This window comes from Bordetella holmesii (assembly GCF_020735985.1).
In the GTDB taxonomy this organism is placed as follows: Bacteria; Pseudomonadota; Gammaproteobacteria; order Burkholderiales; family Burkholderiaceae_B; genus Bordetella; species Bordetella holmesii.
Map to the genome: position 1 here is coordinate 808,133 of NZ_CP085973.1, position 17,249 is coordinate 825,381.

At 62.6% G+C, this 17,249-nt stretch carries 15 protein-coding genes, 4 pseudogenes and 1 riboswitch; of the genes and pseudogenes, 12 read left to right on the forward strand and 7 right to left on the reverse strand.

The window, feature by feature from the left end:
- Nucleotides 1–63: 63 nt before the first annotated feature.
- Nucleotides 64–1,215, reverse strand: a complete 1,152-nt coding sequence (locus tag LK440_RS03740) for a UbiH/UbiF/VisC/COQ6 family ubiquinone biosynthesis hydroxylase (RefSeq protein ID WP_005015179.1) — start codon at nucleotides 1,213–1,215, stop codon at nucleotides 64–66.
- Nucleotides 1,216–1,309: 94 nt separating this feature from the next.
- Here LK440_RS03740 and LK440_RS03745 point away from each other — a divergent pair.
- A pseudogene (locus LK440_RS03745) lies at nucleotides 1,310–1,758 on the forward strand (hypothetical protein).
- An 8-nt stretch (nucleotides 1,759–1,766) separates the two neighbouring features.
- On the opposite strand, the gene LK440_RS03750 reads toward LK440_RS03745, so the two are convergent.
- Nucleotides 1,767–3,110, reverse strand: a complete 1,344-nt coding sequence (locus LK440_RS03750; RefSeq protein ID WP_005015177.1) for an aminopeptidase P N-terminal domain-containing protein — start codon at nucleotides 3,108–3,110, stop codon at nucleotides 1,767–1,769.
- 97 nt (nucleotides 3,111–3,207) lie between these two features.
- Nucleotides 3,208–3,333: riboswitch (yybP-ykoY riboswitch) on the forward strand.
- An 87-nt stretch (nucleotides 3,334–3,420) separates the two neighbouring features.
- Here LK440_RS03750 and LK440_RS03755 point away from each other — a divergent pair.
- From LK440_RS03755 to LK440_RS03775, 5 genes and pseudogenes are all read left to right on the forward strand, one after another.
- Nucleotides 3,421–3,879: pseudogene (locus LK440_RS03755) on the forward strand (sodium:calcium antiporter); the annotation flags it as partial.
- A 61-nt stretch (nucleotides 3,880–3,940) separates the two neighbouring features.
- A protein-coding gene (locus LK440_RS03760; RefSeq protein ID WP_370510760.1) for an IS3 family transposase occupies nucleotides 3,941–5,061 on the forward strand; the annotation gives its coding sequence in 2 pieces (ribosomal slippage) (nucleotides 3,941–4,193 and nucleotides 4,193–5,061; 1,122 coding nt in all).
- A 20-nt stretch (nucleotides 5,062–5,081) separates the two neighbouring features.
- Nucleotides 5,082–5,705, forward strand: a pseudogene (locus LK440_RS03765) (cation transporting ATPase C-terminal domain-containing protein); the annotation flags it as partial.
- Nucleotides 5,692–6,810, forward strand: a complete 1,119-nt coding sequence (locus LK440_RS03770; RefSeq protein WP_005015173.1) for a porin — start codon at nucleotides 5,692–5,694, stop codon at nucleotides 6,808–6,810. The pseudogene LK440_RS03765 and the gene LK440_RS03770, both read left to right, overlap by 14 nt.
- Nucleotides 6,811–6,882: 72 nt before the next feature.
- On the forward strand, nucleotides 6,883–7,740 hold the full coding sequence (locus LK440_RS03775; protein ID WP_005015172.1) for a cytochrome c oxidase assembly protein: 858 nt from the start codon (nucleotides 6,883–6,885) through the stop codon (nucleotides 7,738–7,740).
- Between the two features lie 21 nt (nucleotides 7,741–7,761).
- On the opposite strand, the gene galU is transcribed toward LK440_RS03775, so the two are convergent.
- The gene (gene galU / locus LK440_RS03780) at nucleotides 7,762–8,601 is read right to left on the reverse strand and encodes a UTP--glucose-1-phosphate uridylyltransferase GalU (protein ID WP_005015171.1); all 840 of its coding nucleotides are present in this window, start codon (nucleotides 8,599–8,601) and stop codon (nucleotides 7,762–7,764) included.
- A gap of 73 nt (nucleotides 8,602–8,674) precedes the next feature.
- On the opposite strand from galU, the gene LK440_RS03785 reads away from it, so the two are divergent.
- Nucleotides 8,675–10,192: a M48 family metalloprotease gene (locus tag LK440_RS03785; RefSeq protein ID WP_026087933.1), complete on the forward strand. Its 1,518-nt coding sequence runs from the start codon at nucleotides 8,675–8,677 to the stop codon at nucleotides 10,190–10,192.
- A gap of 12 nt (nucleotides 10,193–10,204) precedes the next feature.
- Here the strand turns inward: LK440_RS03785 and LK440_RS03790 are convergent, their stop codons facing one another.
- Genes LK440_RS03790 through LK440_RS03800 form a run of 3 tightly spaced genes read right to left on the reverse strand, consistent with a single transcriptional unit; the run spans nucleotide 10,205 to nucleotide 11,969 of the window.
- Nucleotides 10,205–11,302 (reverse strand): YheT family hydrolase, encoded by a 1,098-nt coding sequence (locus tag LK440_RS03790; RefSeq protein WP_005015169.1) that lies wholly within the window; start codon nucleotides 11,300–11,302, stop codon nucleotides 10,205–10,207.
- A gap of 11 nt (nucleotides 11,303–11,313) precedes the next feature.
- A complete protein-coding gene (locus LK440_RS03795; protein ID WP_005015168.1) occupies nucleotides 11,314–11,736 on the reverse strand; it encodes a YybH family protein in 423 nt (140 codons plus the stop codon).
- Between the two features lie 29 nt (nucleotides 11,737–11,765).
- Nucleotides 11,766–11,969: a zinc-finger domain-containing protein gene (locus LK440_RS03800; RefSeq protein WP_005015167.1), complete on the reverse strand. Its 204-nt coding sequence runs from the start codon at nucleotides 11,967–11,969 to the stop codon at nucleotides 11,766–11,768.
- Nucleotides 11,970–12,316: 347 nt separating this feature from the next.
- Here LK440_RS03800 and LK440_RS03805 point away from each other — a divergent pair, with 347 nt between their 5' ends.
- The 3 genes and pseudogenes from LK440_RS03805 to LK440_RS03815 all read left to right on the forward strand — a co-directional run bounded on the left by LK440_RS03805 (nucleotide 12,317) and on the right by LK440_RS03815 (nucleotide 15,005).
- Nucleotides 12,317–13,069 carry an AzlC family ABC transporter permease gene (locus LK440_RS03805; RefSeq protein WP_005015166.1) on the forward strand — a complete coding sequence of 251 codons (753 nt, stop codon included), beginning with the start codon at nucleotides 12,317–12,319 and terminating at the stop codon, nucleotides 13,067–13,069.
- Nucleotides 13,069–13,392: pseudogene (locus LK440_RS03810) on the forward strand (AzlD domain-containing protein); the annotation flags it as partial. The gene LK440_RS03805 and the pseudogene LK440_RS03810, both read left to right, overlap by 1 nt.
- Before the next feature lie 164 nt (nucleotides 13,393–13,556).
- Entirely contained in the window at nucleotides 13,557–15,005 is a 1,449-nt protein-coding gene (locus LK440_RS03815) for a DEAD/DEAH box helicase (protein WP_101557865.1), read from the forward strand.
- A 106-nt stretch (nucleotides 15,006–15,111) separates the two neighbouring features.
- Here LK440_RS03815 and LK440_RS03820 read toward each other — a convergent pair whose 3' ends face one another.
- Nucleotides 15,112–15,495: a thioredoxin family protein gene (locus LK440_RS03820; protein WP_005015163.1), complete on the reverse strand. Its 384-nt coding sequence runs from the start codon at nucleotides 15,493–15,495 to the stop codon at nucleotides 15,112–15,114.
- 61 nt (nucleotides 15,496–15,556) lie between these two features.
- Here LK440_RS03820 and LK440_RS03825 point away from each other — a divergent pair, with 61 nt between their 5' ends.
- Nucleotides 15,557–16,348, forward strand: a complete 792-nt coding sequence (locus tag LK440_RS03825; RefSeq protein ID WP_026087891.1) for an EI24 domain-containing protein — start codon at nucleotides 15,557–15,559, stop codon at nucleotides 16,346–16,348.
- 22 nt (nucleotides 16,349–16,370) lie between these two features.
- On the forward strand, nucleotides 16,371–17,186 hold the full coding sequence (locus LK440_RS03830) for a competence/damage-inducible protein A (RefSeq protein WP_005015157.1): 816 nt from the start codon (nucleotides 16,371–16,373) through the stop codon (nucleotides 17,184–17,186).
- The last annotated feature ends 63 nt before the right edge of the window (nucleotides 17,187–17,249 follow it).

Sequence of the window (17,249 nt, forward strand, 5' to 3'; positions counted from 1 at the left end):
GATTTCCAGTTTCTCAAATCCGGTTCGGATGAACCATGCATACAACCTATTGAATCTTCACAGCTAGGCGCGCAACCCCTGCAAAAGGTGGCGCGCCAGGGGCGCACGTGCAGGCGCGGCCAGATCGAGCGCGAGCAAGGCCAGCCCGCAGGCATGCTCGACGGGCGCCAGCCCGGTGGCGAACACGCGCGGCATGAGGTCAGTCAGACCGGCGGTGAGCCAACGGTCGGCGCTACGGATGCGGGCAAAGTCACCGAGCCGCTGGCGCGGATCGTCGGCAGCGTGCCAGCCCGACAGGGCCTGGGCCAGTTGGGCGGCATCCCGCAGCCCCAGATTCAGCCCTTGGCCTGCTACGGGATGCAGTGTTTGTGCCGCATTGCCTATCGTGGCGACGCGGCCGTGTACCTGAGCATGCCGGGCCTTGAGTTCGAGGGGAAAAATATGCCGCGCCGCCTGGCTGCTCAATCGGCCGAGCCGTTCGCCGAAGGCGGCGCTGAGCTGGGCGGAAAACTGCGCATCATCCAATGTGGCCAGCGCTTGCGCACGCTCCGGCGCCACGCACCAGACAACGGAATAGCTGCCGGCCTGCTGCGGATGTGGCAGCAGTGCCAGCGGCCCCTCGGCGGTGAAGCGCTCCCAGGCCCAGCCGGGGCGCGGCAGGCTGGCCCGGGCGCTGGTGATGACGGCATGCTGGCCATAATCACGCTTGAGGTCCGTCCCGCCCGTCCCATCGCACTGCACGGCGACCCGACAGGAGATTACCTGCCTGCCGTGAGCCAGGTGCACGCTGTCCAGGGACTGGGAGGTCATGGTGGCTGCTGATCCGCTGAGCACCGTCACGCCGCTTTGCGATACGCGTTCGGCCAGGCGGTCATGCAGGGCGGCATAGGGTACGACGCTGCCCAACTGCTCCACGCCGAAATCCTCATGCCCGATGATCGTGCGGCCCAGACGCCCGCGCTGCGAGATGTGAACGTGGCGGATGTCGGCAAACCGGGACGGCCAGGCCCCCAGGCTGTCGAGCAGGACGCGGCTGCCATGGTTCATGGCCAACACGCGCGGATCGGCTGCCGGCTGCGATCGGGCCGGCGCGGGCTGGCCGGCCAGCAGAACGATGCGCTCAGGGTGGGCGCTGGCACGCGCCAGCAGCAGGGCCAGTGCCTGGCCCACCGGGCCCGCTCCGAGGATCGCAATGTCGTAGACCGTTTGATTCATGATCGAGATTTTACCGGGGCTTCAGTTTGTCGCGTGGCCGACCTAGAATGTGGCTCGATTCGCGGGTGCCTTCCATCCGCTGCGGAGGCGCACCATGACACAGGGCCAGACACTGACAGCACGGCCGCACGCGCCGCGCAGCAAAGTCATCGCGGGGTTGTGGCCTGCCTGCTCGGGGTGATCGGCGCCCAGGGCTGGTATCTTGGCCGGCGGTATGCGTGGCTGGTGACTCTGTACGCCGCCGTGTGTCTGGCCGCGACGTCGGCCTTCCCTTCGTGGTGGGACAATCCCGCCTTCTTCCTGCTGTTCATCCCGATGATCGCGGGATTCATCGAGGCGGCCGTCTACGCCTTGATGGCCGATCACAAGTTTGACCAGCGTTACAACCCCGGTCTGGGTGCGGTGTCACGCACCGGGTGGCCGGCGGTGCTGGTTGCCCTGCTGGCTTGCCTGGCGGGCGGGATCGTCTCAATGCTGGCCGTGGCCATGGTGGTGGTGCATGTCTGGACGGCCATGGGCTGGTTGGATGGCTATGTGTTCTAGCCGGCGCGTCATTCCCGCATCAGGGCTTCGATTTCCCGGGCATCCACAGGTACGCCTCGGGTAAGGAGCTCACACCCGGTTTCCGTGACCAGGGCATCGTCTTCGATGCGGATGCCGATGTCCCAGAATTTGGCGGGTACATCATCGGCGCGGCGCACATAAATGCCGGGCTCGATGGTGAGCATCATGCCGGGTCGCAAGCGGCGCCAGGGGCCGGGCGTGCCGGCGCAGTTGCAGGGGTCGCGGTAGTCGCCCACATCATGGACATCCAGCCCTAGCCAATGACCTGTACGATGCATGTAAAACCGGTTGTACGCGCCGGATTCGAGCACGCCGTCCAAGCTGCCACGCAGCAGTCTCTCGTCTAGCATGCCCTGCGCCAGTATCCGCAAGGCGGCTTGGTGTCCGTCGTCCCAGTTATTGCCCGGCAAGGTCGCGGCCACCGCCGCCTGCTGCGCGGCTGCGGTCAGGTCGTAGAGGGCGCGTTGCGCACCGCTGTAACGCCCATTGACCGGAAAGGTGCGGGTGATGTCCGAGGCGTAGCTGTCGTATTCGCAGCCCGCATCGATAAGCACCAGATCTCCGTCGCGCAGCACGGCGTCGCCAGCCTGATAGTGCAGGATGCAGGCATTGGCGCCCGCGGCCACGATGCTGTTGTAGGCCACGCCTTGCGCGCCATGGCGGCGAAACTCGTAGAGCAGCTCCGCCTCGAGTTCGTACTCGTGCATGCCGGGTCTGACCGCCCGCATGGCGCGCGCATGCGCGCCTGCCGAAATACGGGCGGCACGCCGCATGGCAGCGATCTCGGTCGCATCTTTGATCAGACGCATCTCGGCCAGCTGGGGGTTGATGTCGCGCTGGGCCGATGGCGGCCGTGCCCCGAAACGGGCCTGGTCGCGCGCTGCCTGCATCCAGGACTGCACGCGATTACCGACGGCAGCGTTTGCTGTCTGCGACAGCCAGAGGTTGGGCTGATCCAGCAACCATTGCGGCATCAGTTCGTCCAGGCTGTCCACGGGGTGGGCGTCATCCATGCCGAACCGCGCGGCCGCGGCTTGCGGGCCTATGCGCACGCCTTCCCAGATTTCATGCGCCTCGTTGCGGGCGCGGCAAAACAGGATGGCGCGCGTATCGGCGCCCGCGATGAGGATAAGCCACACTTCGGGTTCGATGAAACCCGTCAGATAGTAGAAATCGCTGTCGTGCCGATAGGGATAGTCAGCATCGCGATTGCGCAATGCCTGCGGCGCGGTCGCGAGGATGGCCACACCGCCGCCCTGCGCTTGCATCCAATCGAGGACGCGGCGGCGGCGCGCCACGAAGGCAGAAATATCGTCGGCGGGCAGGCTCATGATCGCGGGCGGAGGTAACGGACGGCAATTTGTGTACTGTACCCCACAGGCGCGCGCGAGGCGCGCTGGTCATTTAATGCCGCGCTGCTACAATCGCGCCACTGTCATTGGGGAGTAGCCATCCTTTGTTTCCCCAAAGGAGTCAGCGTCAACAAACTTGGTGGATCATCCCCATGGCGCTGGCAGCCTTACGGCACCGTTGAGCGGTGTGCGTACAGGGCCCGGCGAGACCTTTGGCCACATCGCGTTCACCCCAGCCGGGCGAGCCGCGTTGTCGCGCCAAAGTTGTCTGCTCGCTCGGCTGCCCATCATGTTTCTCTCGATATTTCTGTTTCTGCTGGCCGCAGCGATCATTTATCTCGCCTGCGAGTTTTTCGTCAATGGCGTCGAATGGGTCGGTCATCATTTCCGTCTGGGGGCTACCGCCACCGGTACCGTGTTGGCCGCCTTTGGTACCGCGCTGCCTGAGAGCGCCGTGACCTTCATGGCCGTGGTGTTCGGGCAGACCCCCGAGCAAAAAGATATAGGCGTGGGCGCTGCCATGGGCGGGCCGCTGGTGCTGGCCACGCTGGCCTATGCGGTGGTGGGGCTGGCGCTATTGCGTGCCAGGCGCGCCGGTCAGTCACTGGTCATCAATGCCGACCAGCCTCGCCTGGCGCGCGATCAAGCCTGGTTCATGGGCATTTTTGTGTTCAAAGTCGGCCTGGGGCTGTTGGCCTTTGCCTGGAAGCCTTGGCTGGGCCTGTTCTTTCTTGCCGTCTATGGTCTTTTGACCTGCTCCCCGTGATTAGTACGAAATCGATGTAGAGTCCGTTCCCAAAGGAATGGCAATGAAGAAACGATTTACGGAAGAGCAAATCATCGGCGTGCTCAAGGAAGCCGATGCAGGTGCCAAGCCCGCAGAGTTGTGCCGCAAGCACGGAATCTCCGAGGCAACGTACTACAACTGGAAGGCGAAGTTCGGTGGCATGACGGTGTCGGACGCTCAGAGGCTCAAGGAGCTGGAGCAGGAGAACAACAAGCTCAAGAAGCTGTTGGCCGAGTCGATGCTGGACAAGGCGGCGCTTCAGGATCTGCTAAGCCGAAAGTAGTCAGCCCGCAGGCCAAACGCGAGGCGGTCAGGACATTAATGACCGAGCGCAGCATGGGTGTTACCCGGGCCTGTGGGCTGGTAGGAATTTCGCGGTCGCTGTTTGCCTACGAGAGCACACGCTCAGGCGATGCTGCGCTGACCGAGCGCATGAAAGAGATGGCAGTGGCGAAACGACGCTACGGCTATCGGAGGATCCATGTGCTCTTACGTCGCGAAGGCTGGCAAGCAAATCACAAGCGAATCTGGCGGCTGTACAGTCTGGCAGGGTTAAGCGTGCGAAAACGAAAGCGTAAGCGAATCGCGGCGACCGAGCGCGTGGTTCGCCCAGCGGCAATCGCGCCGAATCAGAGTTGGTCAATGGACTTTGTGGCCGACGGCCTAGCCTATGGCCGCCGATTCCGCTGTTTGACTATCGTCGATGACTACACTCACGAATGCCTGGCCATCGAGGTCGATACGTCGTTGCCGGGACTGCGTGTTGCCATGGTGCTGCAACGGCTGGCGGAGATGCGTGGCCTGCCGCGATCTATTACCGTGGACAACGGGCCAGAGTTCGCCGGAAGAGCCTTGGACGCCTGGGCCTACCAAGCAGGCGTAAAGCTGTCGTTTATTCGGCCGGGTAAGCCGGTGGAGAACGCTTATATCGAAAGTTTCAACGGCAAGTTCCGCGACGAATGCCTTAACGAGCACTGGTTCTTGTCCCTGCGACAGGCTAAAAGCTTGATCGAAAACTGGCGAGTCGAGTACAACACCGATCGGCCTCACAGCGCGCTCGGATATTTAACGCCGGCGCAATTCGTGCAGGCTCATCAGAAAGAAGGTCTTTTACCCCTGGGCTCTATGTCGGTGCCGTACTAAATCTGGGGGCAGGTCATATTTTCTGCAACATGCTCAAGTACTTGAAGATGACGGCCAGCTCCAATTTCGGCAATGTGTTTTCGGTACTTGTCGCCAGCGCGTTTCTGCCGTTTCTGCCCATGCTGCCCATCCAGTTGCTGCTGCAGAATCTGCTGCACGACTTCTCGCAGACCTCTATCCCCTTCGATCGCGTCGATCCGGAACAACTGCAAACGCCGCAGCGTTGGGACCCTGCAGGATTGGGCCGCTTTATGTTGTTCTTCGGGCCCATCAGCTCAATTTTCGACATACTGACCTTCGTGTTGATGTGGTACGTGTTTGGCGCCAACTCGCCCGAGCATCAGTCATTGTTTCAATCGGGCTGGTTTGTTGAAGGCCTGCTGTCACAAGCGTTGGTCGTGCACCTGATCCGTACGCGCAACATTCCTTTTGTGCAAAGCCGTGCAGCGCCTGCCTTACTCATCATGACGGCGCTGGTGATGTTGGCCGGTCTGCTATTACCTTTTTCGCCGCTCGCGGTCTATTTCGACATGCAGCCTCTATCCTGGTCTTACTTCCCCTTCCTCCTGGTCATATTGTTGGGTTATGCCTGGCTTACCCAACTGCTAAAAAATGCTTGGGTACGTCGCTATGGCTGGCAATAAGTTGATTCGTGGCCGGCGCCGGGTGTTGGCGCTTTTTCTGTCGACCGCAGCGTGGGGTGGCAGCACCCACGCCGAAGACACCGTCCTGCAACTCTACGGTTTGGTGGATGCCGGTATTGCCAGCATGCATGTCAGTGCAGGCACCACCTCCGGCACGCGCAGCGGCTTGCTTTCGGGCGGGCAGAGCGACAGCCTCTGGGGGCTGCGGGTGTCGGAGTCTCTGGGTGACGGCTGGCGCGCCAATGCCGGCCTGGAAAGCGGCTTTGACCTGGTCAATGGCTCGTCCAACACGAGTGGCCAGCTATTCGACTATGGCAGTTGGGTAGGCTTGGCTAACGACAGCCTGGGCGAGCTACGTCTGGGGCGCCAGGCAACCGTTGGCGCCAGCTTTGGCAGTGAGCTCGAGGTTGCTCCGTGGCGCGACATGGGGATGGGGGCCTTGTTCAAGGCTTCCGATAACTACCAGCGCGATAATCTGGTCAATGTCTATACACCACAGTGGGGCCCCTGGCAGGCTGGCTTGAGCTATGCCTTTGATGCGGCGGGTCCGGATGGTCCCTCGCCGCAAGGACGCGGGCATGCCTGGAGCGCCGGGCTGAAGTACGACAGCGAGCCCTGGTTGGCCGTTCTGACCTGGGATCGTTTGCATCCCGGGTTGGGCAGTGCGGCGTCCGGGCGTCAGCCCATGGCATGGCAGGCGGGTATGTCCTATCGGGCCGACGGTTGGAAGATGTCGATCGCGTGGTCCAGGCAACGCGATGGTTATGTTGGGCAGGACGCCGGCGGCATCGAGGGCCTGGGTCCCTTGGGCTTTGTTCAGGGCGGGCGGGCCGATGCCTGGCTAGTCGGTACCGAAATGCCGTTGGGCGCATCGTCGGCATTGCTATTGCAGGCCTCGTGGTCGCGCCCGAATTGGCATTGGGACAACGGGCAACGAGCTCGTGCCATACAGCTCTACACCGTCGGTTGGCGTCAGGACCTCTCGTCGCGCACCAGCATCTATGCCTTTGTCGGTCGGATGCGTCATGGCAGCCTGGACGAGGGTTTCACCCCAGAGGCCACTCATACGACGCGCGTCGCCGTGGGACTGACGCAGCAGTTCTAGCTACAATCGGATCGAAGCCGCTGCGTGGCGGCCCTGCGCAGCGTTCAGGTTTCCTGGAGGTTCGGTCGCGGCATGGATGTCCTCGCTTGGTTCATTCCCTGGGAATTCTCGCCCACGCTGGTGCTGGCCTTTGTCGCAAGCACCGTGCTCTTTGTGCGTGGACGCAAGGTCCATCACGTCACGCTCGCGCGGCAGCTGTTTTTCTGGAGCGGCCTCGTCCTGCTCTATCTGTCCTTGCATACACGCCTGGATTATTACGCCGAGCGGCTGTTTTTCATTCACCGCGCCCAGCATTTGGTCTTGCATCATTTAGGGCCTTTGCTGGTAATGGCCAGTTATCCCGGGTCGGTCATGCGCGCAGGCTTGCCATTGGCGTGGCGCCACAGCTTGCGCCAAGCCCTGGCCACCGGGCCCGGGCGAATGTGGGTGGCCGTGCTCACGCAGCCATTCTTCGTGCCATTTCTGTTTGTTTTTCTGGTGCTGGTCTGGCTGCTGCCGACGGTCCAGTTCTACTCCATGCTGGATTGGCGGCTGTACCGCTTGATGAATTGGTCAGTGGTGATCAGTGGCTTGATGTACTGGAACCTCATTCTCGATCGGCGGCCCTGTCCGCCAGCGGCCATGTCGCCGGGCGCAAGGGTGTTGTCTCCCATCCTGACCATGGTGCCGCAAATGGTAGCGGGCGCGGTCATCGCCTTCACCGAAACCGATATCTATCCGCTGTTCGAGCTGTGCGGACGCGCAATGGCCATATCGGCCCAGACGGACCAGACCATTGGTGGCCTTACGATGTGGATACCGGCAGCGCTGGTCGAGGTCATCGGGCTGCTGGTGGCCCTGGGCACACTGATGCGCCTGTCGGGCAAGGGTCGCTTGCGGCGGGTGGACCGCCTGGCCCGGCAGGTGCCGGGCCAGCTTCGCAGTCGATGATGCGCCGCTGAGCGCAGACGTTTATTCTGGAGTCAGGCCGTGGTATTTGCGGCCGATGGCCACCGTGGCCTGAAACATCCCCGTTTTGCTGCCGCAGTCATAGCGCCTGCCCTCGTAGCGGTAGGCGAATACCGCGCGTTCGCGCATCATGGCAGCAATGCCGTCGGTGAGCTGGATCTCATTGCTCTTGTCCATTTTGGTGGCGCGCAGATGGTCAAAGATCTGCGGCTCGAGGATGTAACGCCCCACCACGGCCAAGGTCGAGGGCGCGTCTTCAGGGGCAGGTTTTTCTACCATGTGCGAGACGCGCTCGGTACGCGGGGCCACTGCCGATGCGGCGACGATGCCGTATTTACGGGTATCTTCGCGGCGGACTTCCTGGACACCGAGGACGCTGCCTTGATGCTCTGCCGCGCAGGAAATGAGCTGCGAGAGCACCGGTGTATCGGCATCGATGAGGTCATCGGCCAACACCACGGCAAACGGTTCGTCACCCACGATGGGCGCGGCCGTCAGCACGGTATGGCCTAAGCCGAGCGGCGCAGACTGGCGGATATAGATGCAGTTGACGTTGGGGGGCAGTATGTCGCGCACCAAGGCCAGTAACTCGGTCTTGCCCTTTTTCTCGAGATCGGTCTCGAGTTCGGGCGCGGCGTCGAAATGGTCTTCGATAGCCCGTTTGTTGCGGCCCGTGACGAAAATCAGGTCGGTAATCCCTGCCGCAACGGCTTCCTCCACGGCATATTGGATCAAGGGCTTGTCGACCACCGGCAGCATTTCCTTCGGCATGGCCTTGGTGGCGGGCAAAAACCTCGTTCCCATGCCTGCTACGGGAAAGACGGCCTTTCGCACGGTTTTCATCGAGACTCCAACAAATTTGATCGGTAAGTAGATTGGGGCGAAAACTTTTTCTGGCTCTAGCTATCATAGTGCCATGATCCGCCACACCTGCTTATTTTCGCTCAAGGCTGGGAATCGTTCATTGGCCGCCTTCCTTTGCCTGGCACTTCTGGTGCCGGTAGCTCCTGCCATCGCTCAACCCGTTGGGCTGCCCTCAATGGGAGCGGCGTCCTCGGCGGACCTGTCTCCCGCCCTGGAGCGGCAGTTGGGCGAGGCCATCATGGCCCAGGGCCGGCGGGACCCGACTTACGTCAATGACCCGGAGTTGGCGCAGTACCTCACCACCATGGGGCGCAAATTGGCCTCGCATTCGCCCGGGGGCATTCCCGAGGTGGAAATGTTCGGGGTGCGTGATCCGGAAATCAACGCATTTGCCATGCCAGGCGGCTTCATTGGCGTGAACACAGGGTTGATCGTGTCGTCGTCGAGCGAGTCCGAGCTGGCCGCCGTGCTCGCTCATGAAATCGGTCACGTCACACAACGCCACATCGCGCGTGGGATGACGCAACAGAATCAGAGCAGCGTCGTCATGATGGCCAGCCTGGCCGCGGCGTTGCTGGCGGCGCTGGCAGGCGGCGGGGGGAACCTGGCCATGGGGGTGGCGGCATTCGGACAGGCCGCTGCGATCAATCGGCAATTGGGTTTTTCGCGGGACGCCGAACGTGAGGCGGATCGGACCGGCTTGCAGATGCTCACGCGCGCCGGCTATGACCCGGCCGGCATGTCGCGCATGTTCGAGCGGCTGATGAATGCCTCGCGCTTGAACGAAGGCCTGGGCGGTGGTGCCTGGGCAAGCACCCACCCACTTTCGATAGAACGGATGTCTGACGTACAGAACCGCATTCGGGAGCAGCCCTCGTCGCGGTACATCGATAGCGATGATTTCTGGTTCATCCGCGCCAAAATGCGGGTGGCGCAGGGGCGCGATGCGGCCAGCCTGCGCACGGCTCAGCAACAGTTGCTCGATGAAAGCCGTGCCCTGTCAGGCGTGCGGCGCGCGGCGGCCGAGTATGGGTTGGCGTACTACAACTTCCTGCGCAACGATCTGGTTCAGGCGCAGCATTACCTGGATCTGGCTGGCGCGGGTGGCAGAACCTCGCCGCAGATGGCTAAGCTTGCTATCGATTTGGCTGCCGCGCGTAAAGATACGGCGCGTGAGCTCGCGCTGGCGCAGGCCGCGATCAAGCAATGGCCCGACCGCCGAGCCCTCGGCATGGCCTATGCGCAAGCGCTGCAGGATAGCGGACGTAATGCCGAGGCGCAGGCCTATCTGCGCAAACGCATCGAGCAATGGGGCAGCGACGAGCCCGGGCTTTACCAGTTGCTGGCGCAAAGCCAGGAACGCACGGGCCACCCCGTCGAGGCGCGGCGCGATATGGCGAGGTTTTACGTGGCAACAGGCGCCTACGCCGCGGCCGAATCGCAGTTGCAGCAAGCCCGCAGTATGTCCACGGATTTTTACGAGCAGTCGCAGATAGACGTGCAGATTCGTGAGGTCAAGCAGAAGCTGGCCGACGAGCGAGCGCTGTTGGAGCGCTTCCGCTCGGGCTGACCCGGAGGCGGTCTACTTGCCCGTCTCGAAGAATCGGCCCAGGCGTTGGGGCAACCAGTTCAAATGAGCCGGGAAGGGGCCTGCCGGAAAACCGGCGTGTCCTCCTGCGGCCGGCTGGTGCAGCAGCACCTGATCGGCGCACTCCGCCGGCACGGGCAACGCGCTCTCGGGTAGAAAAGGGTCGTTGCGTGCATTGAGCACCAGCGTCGGGATGCCTATTTTGGCCAACCACGGCTTGCTCGATGCACGCGCCCAGTAATCCAGCGCGTTGCGAAAACCATGCATGGGTGCCGTGTAGGCATCGTCGAAGTCTCGCAGGTCGCGGGCGTTGGCGATGCGCATGACGTCAATGGCGCCGGGGAATCGCTTGGCTTTCTCGAGCACCTTATGTTTCATGGTGCGCAGGAAGTAGGGTGTATAGATGCGTCGGGCAAAGAAGCCCTGGCACAGGGCCTTGCCGCTGGCCATGAGATCCAGGGGGACCGAGACGCCGGCCGCGCCCGCCAGCCACTGGGTGCTGTCAGGGTGCTCGCCGAGATACTTGAGCAGCGCATTGCCACCCAGCGACACCCCAACGGCGTGCCAGCGAGCCTGAGGAATGCGCTGGCGCACCGTATCGAGCATGAAACCGACTTCTTCGGAGTCGCCCGAATAGTAGGCCCGTGCAAGGCGGTTGGGCACCCCGGAGCAGCCGCGGAAATGCGCGATGGCCACGATCCAGCCGCGCGCGCGGAAGTGGTGGGCAATGGACTGAGCGTAGCGGCTATTGCTGCCACCCTCGAGGCCGTGAAACAGCACCAGCGCGGGCGTATCGGCGCTGCGCGGAAGTGAGTTCCAATCCTCGGCAGACATCCAGCGCGCGGCGGCGGTCTTGCCATTGACGGGAGCATCCCCCGTGAAGGCGCGCCCATCGGCCATCTTGTGTGGGAACAGGCCGGGTCCGGTCCAGTCGAAGTCGACGAAATCGGTGTCCGGCGTGTCCACCCGCTCACGTACAAAGGCTATGCGGTGATACTGGGCCAGCGAAGCCGCGTACAGCGTCTGGCTATGCCCGTCGGGCAGCCATGACGGAACGGGGCAGGCGGTGAGGTCGATCCGGGTTGCAGCCAAGGAGAACGTACCTAGTGCAAGCGGTCGGGGACATCATGCAGGTCCAGCACGCCGGCTTCGGCCGGTGCCTGCGAAGCATGATGCATGACCATGCGCCAGCCGGTCGGACCCTTGTGATAGATATTCGTGGCGTAGCAGTTGGCGAACTGCGTGCCTTCGCGGGTCTGTACGGTGACCTGCTCGACCAAAACATGGACCGCGCACATCATGCTCTGCACCACAACCGGGCGCAGCGGACGGATGCGCAACGGCCCATTGGTCAGCACCTGCTGCCAGGACTCATGCACGGCGGAGTGGCCCACGATGCGCAAGCCGCCAGGGTGTATGCAGACGACTTCTTCATCGTCGGCCCATATCTGCATGAGCCGGTCTGCATCGGCCTGCTCTAGGGCTTCGTAGAAAGCGTGCTCGGCTTCGTCGGGAGTGGCGAACATGGCGGCAGGGGCAAGCGCTCGACGCGCGTTTAGTGACCGTGGACGACGGTGCCGGGTTTGAGCCGGTACTCGGTGCCACAGTAGGGGCAGCGGGCGCTACCGGTGTGGGCGACGTCGAGAAACACGCGCGGATGCATGCTCCACAAGGGGGCCTTGGGGCCAGGGCAGTACACCGGCAGATCTTCGGCACCGACTTCGATGGCAGTTTGCGCGGCTTGGGCAGCGGCGGTCATGGGACGTTCCTAAAAAAACGTAAGACGATCAGTGGTGGGAAAGGTTCAGTGCTGCCGGGGCGTGGCCGGCGGCGTGGCATCGCAGCGAAAGGGGCAGACAGGCCGGCGGCTCGCCCGGCGACTGCGGCCGTCGAGATGAAACCATTGCGATGCGCCATTGGCATGCCTTCTTCCTTTCCGTGCGCCGTATTGTATCAAGCAGGAAGGTTACAATAGGGGTCAATTCTTGCCTTCTGGCTCCGAGACGTTGCAGCGTTGTACAGTGTTACGCAGCCGATCGGGGCCGCGGGCCCTGCCTTTCCCTATTTCTGTGAGCCCCATGTCGTTGTTCCGCCAGAGGCCAGACAGTGGCCTCTGATTCTTCCGACAGTACGCTTGAAGATATCCAGCAGATCCGCCATGAGCGCCGAGTCGCTTTTCGGCAGGGCGTGCACGCGATTGCGCCGGCTCTGATCGCGACCGGGACCTGGGGGTTGGTGACCGGCGTGGCCATGGTCAAGTCCGGATTGACCGAGTCCATGGCCGTGACCATGACATTGCTGCTGTATGCCGGTTCGGCACAGTTGACCTCGTTGCCGCTGATCGTCGCAGGGGCACCCCTTTGGTTGATCTTCGCCGCGGGGTTTGTCGTCAATTTGAGATTTCTTATTTTCGGGGCCGCGCTGCATCCGTTTTTTCGGCACCTGAGCTGGCCCAAGCGGCTGGGGCTGGGATATTTCACGACGGACATGGGTTTCGTGCTGTTCATGCCGCGATTCGGCGAAGCCAGTGTGCGCGGCACGCGTGAGCAGCTCTGGTTTTTTCTGGGCACCATCAGCCCGGGTTGGGTGGTCTGGCAGGTCTCGTCGATCATTGGTGTGTACCTGGGCAGCATGGTGCCCGCAGCCTGGTCGCTGGATTTTGCGGCGGTGTTGGCGTTGATGGCGATCACCGTGCCCCTGGTCACGACCCGACCCATCGTGGTCTCGGTCCTGGCTGCGGGCCTGGTGGCCTGGGTCGGGCAGGTGCTGCCCCTGCGCCTGGGACTGGCCGCGGCTGTCATCGCCGGCATCGTGGCCGGCATCTGGGCCGAGCGCTATTTGAAACGGTCGGCGCGCTGATGGACGACCACGACGTTTATGTCTATAGCGCTATCTTGCTGCTGGCGTTGTGCAGCGTGATTACGCGCTCGGGTTTCATGCTGTTCGGTGACTATATACCGCTGCCGGCCTCCATGCGACGCGCCTTGCGCTATGCGCCGGTCGCTGCGCTGACCGCCATCGTCGTGCCCGATTTTTTACCCTGGCAGGCAGGCCTGGGACCGGTGTTTGATTACAAATTGGTCGCTGCACTGCTCGGTATTATCGTTTTCCTGCGTACCCGCAGTGCAGTACTGGTCATTGTCGTCGGGATGCTGGCCCTCTGGGGCCTTCGCTGGCTGGCTGAGCAAAGGGGGGCAGGCCCCGCCCGACCCTCGCCAGACGCCCTTTCAGACCCGGTCCGGGCGTCGTTGCGCGGCTGCGCTAAAATAAAGTTATCCACAGCAATCCGGGCTAGCCGCAATCCGTTTTGTTCTTTCCCTCGTGGCCCCGGTATCTGCCCATCTCGATGACTGAATCTACCTCCTCCGCCGCGCCCTCATCAGAGGGCCGCACCTTCGCCGAATTCGGACTTCATCCGTTATTGCTCAAGTCCATTGCCGAGACGGGCTATACCAGCCCCACGCCTATCCAGGCGCAGGCAATTCCGGTCGTCGTGGAAGGCCGCGACGTCATGGGGGCGGCGCAGACCGGCACCGGCAAAACAGCCGCATTTACGGTGCCCATTCTGCATCGGCTGATGCCTCTGGCCAACAGCAGTGCGTCGCCTGCCCGCCATCCGGTGCGCGCCTTGATACTGACGCCGACGCGTGAGCTCGCCGATCAGGTCTACGAAAGCGTCAAACGCTATAGCCTGCATACGCCCTTGCGTTCGGCCGTGGTGTTCGGGGGCGTGGACATCGGTCCGCAAAAAGAAGCCCTGCGCCGCGGTTGCGAGATTCTCGTGGCCACGCCCGGTCGTCTGCTTGATCACGTCGAGCAGAAGAACGTCAACCTCAGCCAGGTCGGCATTCTCGTTCTGGATGAAGCCGATCGTATGCTGGACATGGGCTTTCTGCCTGATCTCGAGCGCATCATCCGTTTGCTGCCGCCGCAGCGGCAGGGTCTGCTGTTTTCCGCGACGTTCAGCAACGAAATCCGCAAGCTGGGCCGCTCTTATCTCAATCAGCCGATCGAGCTTGAGGTTGCCGCGCGTAATGCCACGGCCGATACGGTGACGCAGATTGCCTATCCGATGACGGGCGATGCCAAGCGGGCTGCAGTTGTCCATCTGGTGAAGTCACGCGGCCTGAAGCAGGTCATCGTATTTTCCAACACCAAGATCGGCACGGCTCGTCTGGCGCGCGACCTCGAGCGCGACGGCGTCAAGGCCGAATCGATCCACGGCGACAAGTCCCAGGCCGACCGCATGAAGGCGCTCGAAGCTTTCAAGGCAGGTGAGCTCGAAGTGCTCGTTGCCACCGACGTGGCCGCGCGCGGCCTGGATGTGGCAGGGGTACCCTGCGTCATCAACTATGACCTGCCCTACAACGCTGAGGACTACGTGCACCGTATCGGCCGCACGGGCCGGGCAGGAGCAAGCGGCGAGGCCATCGCCCTTTTTACACCGGAAGAAGAGCGTTATCTGCTGGACATCGAGAAGCTGATCAAGCGTCAAGTGCCGCGCGGCAAGCTCGAGCTTCCCGCCGAACTGCTGGCGCATGGCCGCGGCCGCGAGCGCAGCGGCAGCCGTGAAAGCCGGGAAGGACGCGACGGCTCGCGCGAGAACCGCGAAGGCCGTGACTCCTGGCGCGACACGAATCGCCGTGCGCCGCGCCAGCCGGTCGACGATTTTTTCTACAAGCCTTATGTACCCGCCGCGTCGAGCACCGCCGCCGAACCGGACGCGCCGCGCACGCCTTCGACGGGAAAGCGCCAATTGGGGGTGCTGTTGGGTGGCGGCCGCAAGCCGGATTGATCACGCGGCTTGCGGCCCGGCCCGCATCGTGCCCGGGCGGGTTGAGCAGTGTCGATTTTTCGAACCATGGCATGTCTAGGCCGCCGCAAGGGCGGCCTTGATTCGTTCATGCCTGCGCCAGTAGTCCACCGACGTCAGGCAGTGCCGTCTTGACCGCAGGCGCATCGGCCGCCAGGCTGTCGAGCAACCGTTCCAGATGCCCGATATGCGGCAGCATCGTGCCGTAGAAAAGCGTGCGTCCACCGGCCTGCACCAGCAGAGTCGGAAAGTTTTCGACATCCTCATCGCCCAACAGGTCCGGATGGTCTTCGATATCTATCCAGACGAATACGTGTTCAGGGCGGGCCTGCGCCAGTGCTTCGAGTTTGGAACGGTATTGCAGGCAGGTGCTGCACCAGGCGGCGCAGAAGCAGGCGATCAGCCAGGCATCGGGTCGCGCCAATGCCTGGCGCAGGCGTTCGGAGTCGGTTCCGGGCAGAAGTAAAGGCATGTGGGCAAATCGCAGCGTGATTGACTATCATACCCGGCATGCATTTCTTTCGGCAGCGCCCATGAGCCTTCTCTCTCCTCCTCGGGCCCTCGCGGCCAGTACCGGGGCCGATGTGGCGCGCGCATTCAAGCGCGCCTTCGTTTCCCAGTTGCATCCGAACATGCTGTTCGCGGTGCTGCTGCCATTTTTGATCGCGCTGCTGGGTTCCATCCTGTTGCTCTGGCTGTTTTGGACGCCGCTGACGGATTGGTTGCGTCTGGAAGCGTCGCAATGGGACTTGGTCAATCGCTTGGACGAGTGGCTCGTGGCCATCGGTCTGTTCTCCCTCAAGCTGTATCTTGTGCCCTTGGTGGCGGCCGCCATTTTGCTGCCGGTCTCGGGCATTCTGGGCCTGGCGATTGCTGCGGTGTTCGTCATGCCGCTGGTGCTGCGCCATGTCACTGAGCGCGAGTATGCCGGGCTGGCCCGCCAGGGACGCAATGCCACGGTGGTCAGTGTCTGGAACGCCATCTGGGTCAGCGTGCTGTTTGCCCTTGGATGGTTGCTGACTCTGCCGTTGTGGCTGGTGCCGCCCATGGCGCTTTTGTTGTCCGTATTCTGGTGGGCGTTTGCATTTACACGGATGCTGCGCCTCGATGCCATTGTTGAGCACGCCACCGCCGAGGAGCGTCGCTGGCTCTTGGCGCGCAACAATACTGGTTTCTGGATCATCGGGCTGATCTGCGCGCTGCTGAATCTGCTGCCGCCGGCCTGGATCATTCTGCCGGTTTACTCCAGTCTGGTATATGCCCACTACGGGCTACATGCGCTGCAGCGTCGGCGGGCTGAGCAATCGCAGCAGCTAGTCAACTGAACCTTTTTACTCTGGAGTTGCCATGGCCGCAGATATTGCTTCCCGCCGCATCGGTCTGATCATCGTGGGTGATGAAATCCTGTCCGGAAGACGGCAGGACAAGCACTTCGCCAAAGTGATCGATATGCTGGGCACGCGCGGCATGCAATTGTCCTGGGCCGAATTTCTGCCCGATGACCGCGACAGGCTGGTGGCGGCTTACCGGCGCAGTTTTGCCTGTGGCGATATTGTTTTTTCATGTGGAGGTATCGGCGCGACGCCCGATGACCATACCCGGCAGGCCGCCGCCCAGGCGTTGGGTACCGATCTTGTCTTGCATCCCTCTGCCGAGGAGGCCATCGTGCAGCGCACGCAGGAGTTGGCCGCCAAGGGACAAGGCACGGTGGATATGCGCACGCCAGAGAATCAACAGCGCTTGCAGATGGGCATGTTTCCCCAGGGTTGCGAGATCATCCCCAACCCCTACAACCGCATTCCGGGTTTCTATATTCGCGAACACAGCTTCGTGCCCGGATTCCCGATCATGGCGTGGCCGATGCTGGAGTGGACGCTGGACACCCGTTATCGTGACCTGCAGCACACCGTGCGCCACAGCGAACATTCTTTCCTGGTGTTCAACATGCCGGAGTCGCGCATTACGCTGTCGTTGCAGACGCTGGAGCAACGCTGGCCGGGCGTGCGGGCATTCAGCCTGCCAAGCGTGGGCGAGGCGGGCGCGCCCGGGCATATCGAACTGGGCGTCAAAGGCGAGCCCGAGCCCGCGGCTCAGGCGCTCGAGTTCCTGCGCGCCGAGGTGCAGCGCCTGGGCGGGCAGTTCACCGCGCCAGTGAAAAGCTGATGCCCGCCTCGCGGGCCTACAAATAAGGGTTGCCAAATGGCGGCCCGAATTTCACAATACGAT